Below are 13568 nucleotides of genomic sequence, written 5' to 3' on the forward strand. Positions count from 1 at the left end.
TGAGTTTAGAAATTATTCTTGACAAAATAGGTGTGGTGTTGCAATGAAAAAAAGTTAGAACAAAATAATTTTAAGTGGTTTATTGAATATATTTGTTTGTTATTGGCATTCTTCTGTCTCTGCCAAATGCCTTTGGAGTAATTTTTATGCCCGGTGGCGCTTGCCTGCGCTTGTACTCACTTTTATCTACCAAAGAAAGTACTTTTTTAACGGTAGCTTTATCAAAACCTTTTTTTGTTATGTTATCAAAACCTGCATCTTTTTCAATATAGAGTTCCAAAATTTTATCTAAAATTGAATACTCTGGAAGCGAGTCTGAGTCCTTTTGGTTTGCGCGCAACTCTGCGGTAGGGGCCTTTGTAAGAATTCTTTTTGGTATTACGCAATCAAATCTATTTCTATAATTTGAAAGTTCGTAAACAAGCATTTTAGGCACATCTTTTATTACAGCAAAGCCGCCGGCCATATCACCATATAGTGTTGCATACCCTGTGCTCATTTCCGACTTGTTGCCAGTTGTTAAAACTAAGTGTCCGAATTTGTTTGATATTGCCATAAGCAGGTTTCCGCGTATGCGTGCCTGTAAATTTTCTTCTGCAATGCCGGTTTTAGTGCTTTTAAAAATAGGCGCAAGCATTTTTATATAAATGTCAAAAATTTCTTTTATGGGAATTGTTAAAAGTTTTATACCAAGGTTTTTTGCAAGCATTGTGGCATCTTGCAATGATGCTTTAGAAGAAAAACAAGAAGGCATAAACACAGCCGTAACATTTTCCTTGTCAAGTGCGTCTGCGGCAATTACGGCTACAAGTGCCGAGTCAATTCCACCGCTTAAACCAATTATAACCTTACCAAAACCATTTTTACGAACATAATCTTTTACGCCAAGTTTTAGGGCCAAATAAATTTCTTGTATTTGTGGGAGTTTTGTTGCCAGGGCAGTGGTTGGTTTGCTTTGAGGTAAATCAAAAATAATCAGGTCTTCTTCAAAACACTTTCCTCTTGCAATTATTTTGCCACTTGAGTTTACAGCCATGCTGTAGCCATCAAAAACCAACTCATCTTGAGCACCTACGGCATTTGCATAAACAATTGATACATTATTTTTTTTTGCTTGATTAGAAACAAGGGTTTCTCTTTTTGATATTTTACCGTGGTGGTATGGCGAAGCGTTAAGCGTAAAAATAACCTTAGCGCCCATTAAAGAAAGTTTTTTTACAGGGCCATTGTCATACCAAATATCTTCACAAATACTTATGCCACATTTTATGCCTGATATTAAAAAAATATGATTTTTCAAGCCACTTTGAAAGTACCGATTTTCATCAAAAACACCATAGTTTGGCAGTAGTTGCTTATGGTATATTGCACTAATTTGCCCTTTAGAAATAAGCGCAGCTGCATTAAAAAGCTTTGTACCTTTTTGGTCTACAAAGCCAACAATAGCGCGCAACTTTAACTTTGAGATTTTCTTTTTTAGGGTTTGAAGAGCTTTTAAATTATCGTCAATAAAACTTTTTTTAAATAACAGGTCTTCTGGTGGGTATCCACAGAGGGCAAGCTCTGGAAATACAACCACATCTGCATTTGCCTTTTGAGCTTTTTGGCACATAAGAACAATTAAATTAAGGTTTGCGCTTATGTCGCCAACAGTAGTGTTAATTTGTGCTATAGCCACTTTCATAGTTAGTAGTCAACCGCTTTGCGCATAGATTTTTTTTCAGACACAAACTTTTTTGTGGCAAGCATTTTTTCTTTTGACCTTTTTGAGCGTTTTCGTTTTTGCCTACGAATTTTTTCTATTTTTTGTTGGACTTCAGCTTTTTTACCAAGAATGAGTGTCTCAATTTTTTCTGCCAACAAGCGCCGCGCAAAAAAACGGTTTAGAATCTGGCTGCGTTCTTTTTGACACTTAACTTCAATACCGCTTGGTATGTGTCGCAAATAAACACAAGTGGCTGTTTTATTAACATTTTGCCCACCCTTGCCGCTTGAATGAATGAATTGTTCAAATATATCTAATTCTTTAATGCCTAAGGCAATAAATTTATCAGTAAGTTCTTTCTGCTTTGATGGAGTTATTCCAAAGTTTAAGTTCATTTTAGCAAAGTTGTTTATAAAATAGCGGCCTTTTTAAGATCTATTTTTAGTTGCTCGGGTGTTATGAAAACAACCGATTCAATGCCAAGTTTGCGCGCGGCTTCAACATTCCACTCCAAGTCATCAATGTAAAAAAGTTCCTGTGGTTTGCAGTTATAAAAATCAATAACTTGCTTGTATATTTTTTCTTCTGGTTTTATTGTACGCATTTTGTATGAAAGATGGTAGTCGTTTAGCAAAGTTACTGCTGGATATTTATTAAGTGCGTATGGGAAGTGTAATGCATTTGTATTTGAAAGAAGGCCTAATCGATAGTTTTTTTTAAGTTCCATTAGTATTTTTTCTGTTTCTGGGATTGGTTTGAATATATCATTCCACATAGGAACAAAGTTATCAAAGGTTATGTTAAGTGAAAAATTAGTTGCGATTTTTTCAAAGAACTCATTCGGGGTTAGGTCTCCTCTATCAAAAGACTTATTGAGTGTGCCTTCAAAAACAAAATCAAATATTTTATAAGAGGTTTCATTGCAAAGCGCCGATATTTTTTTTGTGAACCGTGTAAGGTCGTAATCAATTATTACTTTGCCAAAGTCGAAAATAATTGCCCTTTTTTTCATTTGTTTTGTGAGTGTTTTTCAATCCATGCAAGTAGGTGCTCGTCAAAACTGTCATTAAACATTGCTACGCCGTGCAGGCTTGCAGAACCGTTTTGAAAAACAGCGTTTTTATTTTGCTTAATTTTTGAGTAAAGAATTTGCGAGCTGTTGTATGCGTAAGTGTCGCCTGGTGATGCGGCAATAAAAATAGGTCTTTTATTAAAAGATTCAATGCTCTGTTCTGTTTTTAGCCCTGCATAGTTTAAACCAGGTGAAAGTAAAACAAGTTGTTGAATAGTTTTATTATCTGCCGCAAAAATTAGGGCAACATTCGCACCTAAACTTGCACCCATAACACCGACTTTTGATGGTTTAATAGATAAGTTGGTTTTCAGATAATCTAGCGCACTGGCGAGGTCTGAGGGCATTTTAGACCAATTAGATCCATCTCCGCCGTAGCCAAAAGTTCTATAATCTATTGCACCCTTATTTGTATAAAAAGTGCTTTCCCCATGTCCGCGTGCGTCGTAGGCAAAAAATCCATAGCCATGCTTTTGCAGTTTATCTGCAAATGACTGCCATTCATTTTTTGAGCTTCCAAGCCCGTGCAAAAGTATAAATGTAGTTTTATTGTTTTGTGGTTTTTTAAAATTAGCCTTAATAACTACACCGTCTTTTGTTTCAAACTCTACCTTCTGGCCAAATGTTTCAGCGGATATTGACATAGAAAAACTTAGTGGTATTAAAAATAAGAGTATTGAAACTATTTTGTTTTTCATAAGTTGAAAATGTGTTTTTAATAAAAATACAACTTTATTTTAAAGAAAATATTAGTATTTAAGAATTGGTTTTCTTGCAGCTTCAACTTCGTTTAAGCGCGAGACAGGTGTTGTTAAAGGGGCGGTTTTTAGCAGCTTGGAATTTTGCCTTGCCTCAACCAACACTTTTTTAAGCGTATCTGCAAATTCATCAAGCGTCTGTTTTGACTCGGTTTCTGTTGGTTCTATCATTATGGCTTCTTCAACGATAAGCGGAAAGTATATGGTTGGAGCATAATAACCGTAATCTAAAAGCCGTTTTGCAATGTCAATTGTGCGTATGCCAAACTCTTTTAATGGCTTGCCGCTAAGAACAAACTCATGCAGACAACGGTTGCCGGCCGGCGTGGGCAACACATTTTTTAAAAGTGCAAGCAGATAGTTCGCGTTAATAACAGCCTGCTGGCAAGATTTTTTTATTCCATCGCAGCCAAGGGCAAGAATATATGTGTATGCCTTTAGTAATACAGGAATGTTGCCGTAAAATGAACGAAGCATTCCTATAGTTTTTGTGGCTGAATAATCTAAATAATAGCCGCTATTGTTTTTTGATATTATCGGTATAGGTAAAAACTCTTTTAGGTGTTTTTTTACACCAACAGGGCCCGCGCCCGGGCCACCGCCGCCGTGCGGTGTTGAAAAAGTTTTGTGCAAGTTGATGTGCATTATGTCAAAGCCAAGGTCAGCAGGCCTTACCATCCCCATAAGAGCGTTAAGGTTTGCCCCATCGTAGTAAAGCAATGATCCATTTTCATGCGCCATTGAACAAATTTCTAAAATTTCTTTTTCAAAAACACCGAGCGTGTTTGGCACTGTGAACATTAAACAGGCAACATCGGAGTTTAAAATTAGTTTAAGTTTACCAGGGTCTATATGGCCATCGGGTTCTGAGTGTATTGAAACTATCTCAAAGCCGGCTAGTGCCGCTGAGGCCGGGTTTGTTCCGTGCGCTGAGTCGGGAACTATTATTTTTGTTCTTTTTTGCCCGATAGATTTAAAATAAGCTCTTGCAATTAGCAGACCTGTAAATTCGCCGTTTGCGCCTGCCGATGGCTGAAGAGTAAAAGCGTCCATGCCGCTTATTTCGCAAAGCGCATTTTGCAGGCCAAAAAGAGCTTCTAATGTGCCCTGTGTGGTTTCTTGACTTTGCAGAGGATGCAGGTTTGTAAAAGCGTCTAGTGCGGTTATTTTTTCGTTTATAATTGGGTTATACTTCATTGTGCATGAGCCGAGCGGATAAAAGTTTGCGGCAAGAGAGTAGTTAAGCTTTGAAAGACGCGTAAAGTGCCTAATTAACTCCGGCTCAGATATTTCAGGAAGTTCCGGCTTGTTTTTACGAAGTAAATTGCATGGTAAAGAGTTTTTTGCCACATTCGCGCAGTCATTTGGTGGTGTGCTTGCACAGCGTTTGCCAAAAACTGATATTTCGTTTAATAGTTTTTCTGTCATTTTACTGCCTCTAATATATTTACAAGTTTATCAATTTCTTCTTTTGTGCGTAGTTCAGTAACACAGAAAAGCAAGACATCTTTTTTATTTCCATCAAAGTGAGCAACTTCAACAGGGCCGAGAATTTTATTTTCAAAAAGTGCTTTTTGAATGTTTGCAATATTTTTTGTTGTTGTAATTGCAAACTCGTTAAAAAATGGTACATCTTTATATAAAGCCTCAAACCCGTTTAACGCTGTAATTTTATTAAAAGCGTAATGGCTTTTTGCAATATTGGCTTCCCCTATTTCTTTAAGACCCTGTGGCCCGAGAGCCGCGAGATACGCGCATGCCGCAAGGGCGTTTAACGCTGAATTTGTGCAAATATTTGATGCTGCTTTTTCCCTGCGAATGTGCTGCTCACGCGACTGCAATGTAAGCACAAAACCAACGCGGCCATTTGTATCGTGCGTTTTGCCAACAAATCTACCAGGAAGTTTCCATGTGTAAGCACTTTTCGCGCTCATAAAACCAAACAATGAGCCGCCAAAACTTGTTGGGTTACCAAGTACTTGGCCTTCCCCAACGCAAATATCCGCGCCGCACTCACCAGGTGATTGAAGTACTCCAAGTGCTATCGGGTTTGCGGCAACAATAAATAGAGCTTTATCTTTTATTTTTTCTTTGATGGTCTGCAGATCTTCAATTATTCCAAAAAAGTTTGGCGATTGAATAAGAATACCCGCTGTTTCTTCATTGATTAAATTACTTAATGCGCTTAGGTTTGTTAAACCATTTTCCATAGGTACTTCAATTAGTTTAATTGATGAACCTTCAAGATATGTTTTTGTAACGGCTATATAGTGCGGGTGAACGCCGCTTGAGTAAATAATTTTATTTTTCCCACTCAAGCGAGCGGCAAGCAGGCATGCCTCCGCACAGGCCGAAGCTCCGTCGTAAAGAGATGCGTTTGCAACATCCATAGAGGTTAGCGCGCACAGCATGCTTTGGTATTCAAATATTGCCTGTAATGTGCCTTGGCTTGCTTCTGGTTGGTATGGTGTGTAGGCAGTGTAAAACTCTGAGCGGCCAATTACTTCGCTAACTACGCTTGGAATGAAATGTTCATAAATGCCTGCGCCTTTGTACGAAACATAATTTTTTATTGAAGTGTTTTTAGATGACAAATCGGAAAGCTTTTTAAAAAGAGTGTGCTCATCTAATCCTTCCGGAAGGTTAAGCCTTTTTATTTGTGCCTTTTGCGGAATAATGTCAAATAATGCTTCTACTGAGTCAACGCCAATTACACCTAACATTTCCTGTTTTTCTTTTTCTGTTACCGGTATATAGTTCATAGTATTTTTTAAGTTGGTGATTTAAGATTTTTGCGATAACGCTGAAAAACACTTAACAAATTTTCTTTATTTTATTGATTCTAAATAACCATTCACATCAAGTAACTCGTCAAGTTGTTGTTGGTTTGTTACTTCAATTTCAATAAGGTAACCGGCACCGTAAGGGTCTTGGTTTATAAGTTCAGGGCTTGCGTTGAGATTATTGTTTATTGCAGTTATTTTGCCAGAGACCGGTGCGTATATATCAAATGCCGATTTTACCGACTCAACAACAACGCATGGCGCGCCTTTTTCTACCATTTTGCCAATCGCAGGCAGCTCTACATGAACTATATCGGTTATTTCGTGTTGGGCATGGTCTGTAATGCCAACAGTTATTTTATTTTTTGATACCCTTGCCCATTCGTGAGTTTTCGTGTATTTTAATTCATTTGGTGTTAACGACATAAATTTCTCTCCTTGTATGCCAAATCTGTGGCATTAATTATTTTACTCTCTTATAAAAAGGCATTTTAACAATGGTTGCCGGTCTGTTTTGCCCATGCACAACAACTCCAACGCGCTCGCCATCTTGCGCGTTGAAATTTAAAAATGCAGTTGCAATACCTTTTTTTAGCGTTGGCGAGAATGTGCCAGAAGCAACTTTTCCCACACTCTTAGACCCAAAAATTATATCACAATTATGTCTTGGAATGCCACTATCAAGCACAATGCCTTTTAGATATTTATTAAGCCCATTTTTAGTTTGTAAAAGCAGAGCATCTTTGCCAATAAAATCTTTGTCAAATGATACTGCCCATGAAAGCCCTGCATCAAGTGGTGTTGTTTTGTCGTCAAGCTCGTTACCATACAAAGGCATTCCGGCTTCAAGGCGCAGAGTGTCTCTTGCGCCAAGTCCACATGGTTTTGCTCCATTTATAATAAGTTGGTCAAATAAATCCGCGGCATAAGTATTATCAATTATTATCTCAAAGCCATCTTCACCCGTATAACCTGTGCGGGCAATTAGTGCAAAGCCGCTAAGCTTTTTAATAAATTCAGGTTTTATAAAGCCAAAGTATGGTATTTGCGAAAGGTCACTTTTAAGCAATGTTTGTAAAATGTTTTGCGCGTTTGGGCCTTGCAGGGCAAGCAAAGAAAGAGCTCCGCTTAAATCTTCAAGAGTAGATTGCCAAAGGTGAGATTGTATCCAATTAAAATCTGTTGCTTTATTTGATGAATTAATGATAATTATAAATGAGTCTTGAGATAAACGGTAAATAATTAAATCATCTGTTGTTCCACCGGAATCATTTAAAAGTAAACCGTATTTTGCTTTGCCGATTGGTATAGTTGAAACCTTTGAGGTTACCAGTTTTTCAAGTGACTCAACACTACCCTCCCCTTTAAGTAAAAACTCACCCATATGAGAGGCGTCAAAAACCCCTGCCGATTTTCTAACAGTATTATGCTCATCAAGCATAGAAGAGTAATAAAGCGGCATATCCCAGCCGGCAAAGTCTACCATTTTTGCGCCCAAGTCAAGATGTTTTTGATGTAGAGATGTTTTATGAAGCATTTTATAAGTCCTTTTTAAAACCCGAATTTTGCAATAGGGTTTGGAATTCGTCAAAAGATATGGGGCATTTTTTTCCGCAAAACTTTTGCAAATGGAATAACCATTCGTTACAATTTTTTCGTTAAAACTGCCTCCATCTCTTTCGCCTCGGTTCTCAAACCTATTACAAAATGCGGGTTTGAACATAATGGAAGCTCTATTGCCCCATAATTTGCAACTTCGCAAGATGAGTTTATGGCCTCTGAAATTGACGGATGGAAAAATAGTTCGCGTTTTAGGGAAGATATAAGCATTTTGTTTTTAATTGCAATTGTAAAAACAGCTATAAGCTCTTCAGCATTTTGCCCGACTATAGATGCACCTGTAATTACTTGTGATATTTTATCAAAGAATATTTTTACAAAGCCGTTGCGTTCATTTTCTAAAAATGCGCGAGAGTTTGCAGAAATTGGAAATTTTACACTTTCGCTTTGGCTGTTGTTTTGTGTTTGTCCAACCCATGCCGCCTGAGGAAATGAAAAAACGGCCCATGGGATAGCCGAATAATCAACCGTTTGTTTTGCGCCAAGAGCATTTTCTGCTGCGGCAATGCCTTGTGCCGAAGCAACATGGGCAAGCGCGGCTTTAGCGGTAACATCGCCCGCGGCATAAATGTTTTTAATATTCGTGCACATAAACTCATCTACAGGTATGTAATTTTGCGTGGAGTTTATGAGAGCGTTATTAAGTGATAACTTGTTTAACACAGGCCTTCTTCCAGATGACACTAAAATTTTTTCAAAATCAGCAAAGTTGACATCAAAACTGTTTGTGCCTTTAAGTATTTTTACCCCTTGTCGCAATAAATTTTTCTCTATCTCGGTTGCTAAATCTATATCGGCAGAAGGCAAAATTTGTTTTTGAATCTCCAGTAATGTAACAGTACTGCCAAATTCAGAAAATATTGATGCAAACTCTACCCCAACCGCACCGGCGCCGATAATTAAAAGCGATTGCGGGAGTTTATCTAACTTAAGAATTTCATTTGAAGTTAGAAGTTTGCTTTGGTCTATATTTATGTTGCTTGGTATTGACGGTTCTGCTCCGCTTGCAATGATAATTTTTTTTGCCGTTATTGTTCTATTGCCGTTGTTATTTTCAATTAGTATGGTGTTTGCGTCTTTAAAACTTGCAGTGCCTTCAATTACTTCTATTTTGTAGCTGTTAATTGTTGCAAGTAAACCTTTGCGAAGTGCGGATATATTTTTTTTAAGTAAGCTGTTTGCTAATGAAAAATTAAACTCTGAATTTGCACAAGTTATTGCGTATGAGGAAGTTTTTGATTGCTTCTTTTTTGTTTTCGCAACTTCCCAGAGAAATTTTGTTGGAATACAGCCACGGTTTAGGCAAGTTCCCCCAATAAGAGAATTATCTATTAATGCCGTTTTTGCCTTAAGTTGGGCAGATCTTATTGCTGCACTATGCCCGGCAGGCCCTGAACCTATAATTGCAACATCAAAATTTTCTATCATATAATTTAAGTTACTAGAAATAAAAATAGACCCCTTTTGGGTCGCGTAGTTATGTTACAATAATCAACTTTACAAAGCAAATTTATGTTTTTAAACTTGACTTAAAAAGGAAAAAATTAAACTTCTTTTTTTAGATAAACAACGCGTTGCGGGAAGGGTATTTCTATGTTTTCTTGGTTAAAGCGTTTGTGCAAGCGTTTAATAAACTCGTGTGTTAGCAGATATTGTTCGCTAAACTGTTTTATTCTAAAAACAACCTTAAATGAGATTGCCGAGTCGCCAAATGAGGTAAAACGCAGGACTGGATCTGTTGAGCAAAGTGCGTCTGGGAGTGCCTTAATGGTTTGCGATGCAACTTCTAATGCTACTTTTTCAACAAAATCTAAGTTGCTTGTATAGCTTACCGAACAATCAACCGAGGCCGCCATCTCTCTTTCTATTTGATCAAAGTTAACAACAGTTGATGATGCCAATTTTGAATTTGGAATTATTACAATATTATTATTTAATTGTTTTATTCTAGTTGAGCGCCAACCAATGTCAAGGACAACGCCTTCTTGCCCACCATCTGTTTTTATGTAGTCGCCGGTTAAGATTTGTTTACTTGCCAATATGTGAAAACCGGCAAATAAATTTGATAGTGTTTCTTGTAGAGCCAATGCTACTGCAAGTGAGCCAACTCCAAGCGCTGTAAGCAACGGGGCTATTGAAACACCAAGGTGAGACAGTAACATTAGCACACCAAGCGCTATTATTACAATTTTTGCCGTATTTTCTATGAGTGAACTTGAAGGCAGTTTAAGTGCGTCGTTGTTTGTATATGTCTTAATAAGTAATGCCGTGAAATTTGATGTAAGAAGTGTTGCAGATATAATCCATAAGGATATGAGTGCTTTGTTAATTAGTGGAAAATTTAAACCTGGCAGTTGCACAGCCGAGAATGCAAAATAAGAGCCAATTAACATTGACCAAAATATTATATGCGGGCCGCTTGTGGCAATTACAATATCGTCAAGTTGTGTTTTTGTGTTTTTTGCGACCTTTGTAAAATACGCGAAAATTATTTTTTTGAAAATATACCCCACAAAAACAGAAAAAAGCACAATTGCAGCAACTTTAGACATTGCAATCCAATTAATTTGCAGGTAGTTTAACAAGTGTGCTTTCATTGGTTTATCACCTTGATGGTTTTTCTGCTTTTTTCTGGCAGGCTATACAGCAACGCACCCAAGGCAAAGCTTCTAAGCGCGCAGGTGCAATTTTGCATTGACAAAGTTCACAGTTTCCGTATGTGGCTTTTTCAATTCTTCTTAGTGCAAGTTCTATTTCGTCAAGTATAACTCTTTCATTATCGGCTAATTCAAAAAGCATTTCTTTTTCGGCATTTTGTGTGGCACTGTCAATTTCGTCGCCAATTTCGGCATCTATAAGGTCGTGTTCTTTTGATGATTTTACAATGCTTACAAGATCTTTACGCTTTTCCAGCAGAATTTTTTTGAATTTTGCAGCATCTTTTTTGTTCATTTTCAACTCCCATTTTAGTTTTGTCTTATTGTTAGTTTGATACAATTTTTACTGTTCTAAGTTGATCGGTCTCCTGGCCGCTTATTCTAATGTCTTTTGCAGATATATCCAGAAGATATTCACAAATTTCTTTAGTTATTCTTTCCCCGGGTATAAGAACCGGTATGCCAGGAGGGTATGGTGTTAGAGTTTGTGCTGCAATTCGTCCAATAGCCTTTTTTAGAGGCACTCTTTTGATTTTTGAAGAAAGAAAAACTTCTCTTGGCATTAATACCATTTCAGTTGCAAGAGATGGTATTTGCAAAATCCAGTTTTTTTGGTTCCCTTTATATTTTTTTTCAAAGTCTTCTAACGCATTTACAAGGATTGTTACATCTTTTCTGGTGGAGCCTATGCCCATTATGGCAATCAAGTTAAAAATATCAGCACAGTCAACCTGAACATTATATTCCTTTGCCAATATGTCTTCAATATGATAACCGGTAAAGCCTGTTCTGGTTACATTTATTGTAAGCTTTGTCAGGTCAAGGTCGTAACCTTGTTTTCTTATTTCTTGGCGGCTGAAGCAATAAAAGTTATTTAGTTTTGCAATTCGCCTTCTTGCATATTCAGCATGGCTTATAACTTTGTCTAACATCTGGTAGCCGTGCAGCCATGCCTGTCTGCGTGCCATATCTATGCTTGCAAGTGTAAGATAATTTGGGCTGGTGGTTTGAAGCATTGATACAACTTTTTTAACACGGTTTAAATCTATAAGGTTTGATTTAAAGTGTAGCACGGAACCTTGCGATATGGCTGAAAGAATTTTATGTGTTGACTGAACACAAAGGTCTGCGCCCGCGTCAACAGCGGATATAGGAAGTTCCTTGTTAAACTTAAGGTGTGGTCCATGTGCTTCGTCAACTAAAAGAATTTTACCGCGGCTGTGGCAGATGTCAGCTATTTTTTGCAGGTCTGTTGTTATTCCGTTATAGGTTGGGCTGGTTATAAATACTGCTTTTGCTTCCGGATATTGGTTAAGAGCATTTTCTATTTGCTCGGGTGATGAGTCAAAAATAATGTCTAAATTTTGATCAATTTTTGGCTGAATCCATATTGGCCAAACACCTGAAAGAATAAGCCCGGCCATTATAGATTTATGAGCATTGCGTGACACTATAACCGAGTCACCCGGGTTGCATGCTGAAAGGAACATAGACATATTTCCGCCAGAAGAACCATTTACAAGAAAGAAAGAATGCTCAACGCCATAAAGCTCTGCCATAAGTTCCTGAGCTTTTTTTATTGGGCCTGTTGGGTCATGAAGTGAATCAACTTCCGGAAAAATTGTAACATCCATGGTGTACATATTTTTCCCGGTAAATGCTTTTAAGCGTTGGTCTATGCCGTGTCCATTTTTGTGCCCCGGAGTATGAAAAGAAACTACATCCCTTTTTGCATGGGCAAGTAATGTTTCAAAAAGTGGTGCTTTGTCTTGTTTATTCATTTCCCCAAACCTTTGATAAGGCAGAAGTTAATTGCATATGACGGGAGTTTATATAAATTTCTAATACCTATGTCAAATGTAATTTCAGATATTAGCATTAACATTTGTAAATAACTAATGTGTCAGGCATTTTAACATAAATTAATAGGCAAAGATTATATTGTTAAAAAATATTTAAACTGCCAGTACGGTATCCATTTAAATCAACTGTAACATAAGCCCAGCCAAGTTTTTTGAGAGATTTTAAAATGTTTGCTTTTATATCTTTTTGAAAAGCTTTGTTAATTTCTTCTTCCCCTATCTCAATGCGCGCTATTGTCCCATGGTGGCGAACTCGCACAATCTTAAATCCTAATTTTTTTAACTCTTCTTCTGCTTTGTGCACTTTTTCTAAAGCATCTTTGGTTATTGGTGTTCCATAAGGTATGCGCGAGGCAAGGCAGGCCTGAGCCGGGGTGTTCCAGTTTGATAGTTTTTCTATTTTGGCAAGTTTGCGTATATCTTCTTTTGTAAGGCCAGCTTTTTCTAATGGTGAGAGAACATTATGTTTTTTTGCAGCTATTCTTCCTGGACGGTAATCGCTTAAATCTGAAAAGTTGTTGGCATCGCAAAGTGTCATCGAGTTTTTACGGGAAATTTGTTTTAACTTTGCAAACAATTCATTCTTACAATAAAAACAACGCTGCGGAGAATTGGTTTTAAAATTTTTATTTTTTAGTTCTGATGTTTTTATAATTATATGTTTTACTCCAATTTTTTTTGCAGTTTCTTTTGCCTGCATTAGTTCTTTTTGGCAATAAGTTTCACTTGTGGCTGTAACAGCAAGTACATTTTCTTTTCCTAGAGTTTTTACTGCAATATGCAATAGCAGCGTTGAATCTACTCCACCTGAAAAGGCAACAAGCAGGCGTTTTTGAGATTTAAGTATTGCAATTAGTTTTTCTATTTTAATTTTCATTGCTTTATTTTTGTTTATCCCGCATTTTGCAATAGGTTTGAGAACCGAGGCGAAAGAGATGGAGGCAGTTTTGACGCAAAAATTGCAGCGAATGGTTATTCCATTAGCAAGGATTTTGCGGAAAAAAATGCCTCCATATCTTTTGACGAATTCCAAATCCTATTGCTAAATTCGGGATTTATAGTTAAAATATTAACAAATTTGACGGAAAAATAAAAATTTGCTATCAAACAC

13 protein-coding genes are annotated in these 13568 nt (G+C 37.1%); all 13 read right to left on the bottom strand.

The window, feature by feature from the left end; genetic code table 11:
* Nucleotides 1-79: 79 nt before the first annotated feature.
* The 13 genes from M0Q46_01705 to larE all read right to left on the bottom strand — a co-directional run bounded on the left by M0Q46_01705 (nucleotide 80) and on the right by larE (nucleotide 13334).
* Nucleotides 80-1684 carry an NAD+ synthase gene (locus tag M0Q46_01705; protein ID MCK9582327.1) on the bottom strand — a complete coding sequence of 535 codons (1605 nt, stop codon included), beginning with the start codon at nucleotides 1682-1684 and terminating at the stop codon, nucleotides 80-82.
* A gap of 2 nt (nucleotides 1685-1686) precedes the next feature.
* Nucleotides 1687-2100 carry a peptide chain release factor-like protein gene (locus tag M0Q46_01710; GenBank protein ID MCK9582328.1) on the bottom strand — a complete coding sequence of 138 codons (414 nt, stop codon included), beginning with the start codon at nucleotides 2098-2100 and terminating at the stop codon, nucleotides 1687-1689.
* A gap of 14 nt (nucleotides 2101-2114) precedes the next feature.
* Complete coding sequence (locus tag M0Q46_01715; GenBank protein MCK9582329.1) at nucleotides 2115-2717, bottom strand: HAD family phosphatase; 603 nt, start codon at nucleotides 2715-2717, stop codon at nucleotides 2115-2117.
* Complete coding sequence (locus tag M0Q46_01720) at nucleotides 2714-3475, bottom strand: lysophospholipase (GenBank protein MCK9582330.1); 762 nt, start codon at nucleotides 3473-3475, stop codon at nucleotides 2714-2716. The genes M0Q46_01715 and M0Q46_01720 overlap by 4 nt, the downstream gene beginning before the upstream one ends.
* 51 nt (nucleotides 3476-3526) lie before the next feature.
* A complete protein-coding gene (gene gcvPB, locus M0Q46_01725) occupies nucleotides 3527-4963 on the bottom strand; it encodes an aminomethyl-transferring glycine dehydrogenase subunit GcvPB (GenBank protein ID MCK9582331.1) in 1437 nt (478 codons plus the stop codon).
* On the bottom strand, nucleotides 4960-6297 hold the full coding sequence (gene gcvPA, locus M0Q46_01730) for an aminomethyl-transferring glycine dehydrogenase subunit GcvPA (GenBank protein MCK9582332.1): 1338 nt from the start codon (nucleotides 6295-6297) through the stop codon (nucleotides 4960-4962). Before gcvPA ends, gcvPB begins: the two co-directional genes overlap by 4 nt.
* 66 nt (nucleotides 6298-6363) lie before the next feature.
* Complete coding sequence (gcvH, locus tag M0Q46_01735; GenBank protein ID MCK9582333.1) at nucleotides 6364-6744, bottom strand: glycine cleavage system protein GcvH; 381 nt, start codon at nucleotides 6742-6744, stop codon at nucleotides 6364-6366.
* Nucleotides 6745-6781: 37 nt separating this feature from the next.
* On the bottom strand, nucleotides 6782-7855 hold the full coding sequence (gene gcvT, locus M0Q46_01740; protein MCK9582334.1) for a glycine cleavage system aminomethyltransferase GcvT: 1074 nt from the start codon (nucleotides 7853-7855) through the stop codon (nucleotides 6782-6784).
* A 107-nt stretch (nucleotides 7856-7962) separates the two neighbouring features.
* Nucleotides 7963-9366 (bottom strand): NAD(P)/FAD-dependent oxidoreductase, encoded by a 1404-nt coding sequence (locus M0Q46_01745; GenBank protein ID MCK9582335.1) that lies wholly within the window; start codon nucleotides 9364-9366, stop codon nucleotides 7963-7965.
* A gap of 116 nt (nucleotides 9367-9482) precedes the next feature.
* A complete protein-coding gene (locus tag M0Q46_01750) occupies nucleotides 9483-10535 on the bottom strand; it encodes a mechanosensitive ion channel family protein (GenBank protein ID MCK9582336.1) in 1053 nt (350 codons plus the stop codon).
* A gap of 7 nt (nucleotides 10536-10542) precedes the next feature.
* Complete coding sequence (locus M0Q46_01755; GenBank protein ID MCK9582337.1) at nucleotides 10543-10890, bottom strand: TraR/DksA family transcriptional regulator; 348 nt, start codon at nucleotides 10888-10890, stop codon at nucleotides 10543-10545.
* A 31-nt stretch (nucleotides 10891-10921) separates the two neighbouring features.
* A complete protein-coding gene (locus M0Q46_01760; GenBank protein ID MCK9582338.1) occupies nucleotides 10922-12376 on the bottom strand; it encodes an aminotransferase class I/II-fold pyridoxal phosphate-dependent enzyme in 1455 nt (484 codons plus the stop codon).
* 163 nt (nucleotides 12377-12539) lie between these two features.
* A complete protein-coding gene (larE, locus tag M0Q46_01765) occupies nucleotides 12540-13334 on the bottom strand; it encodes an ATP-dependent sacrificial sulfur transferase LarE (protein ID MCK9582339.1) in 795 nt (264 codons plus the stop codon).
* Nucleotides 13335-13568: the final 234 nt, after the last annotated feature.

It is taken from the genome of Endomicrobiales bacterium (assembly GCA_023228045.1).
In the GTDB taxonomy this organism is placed as follows: domain Bacteria; phylum Elusimicrobiota; class Endomicrobiia; order Endomicrobiales; family JALOBY01; genus JALOBY01.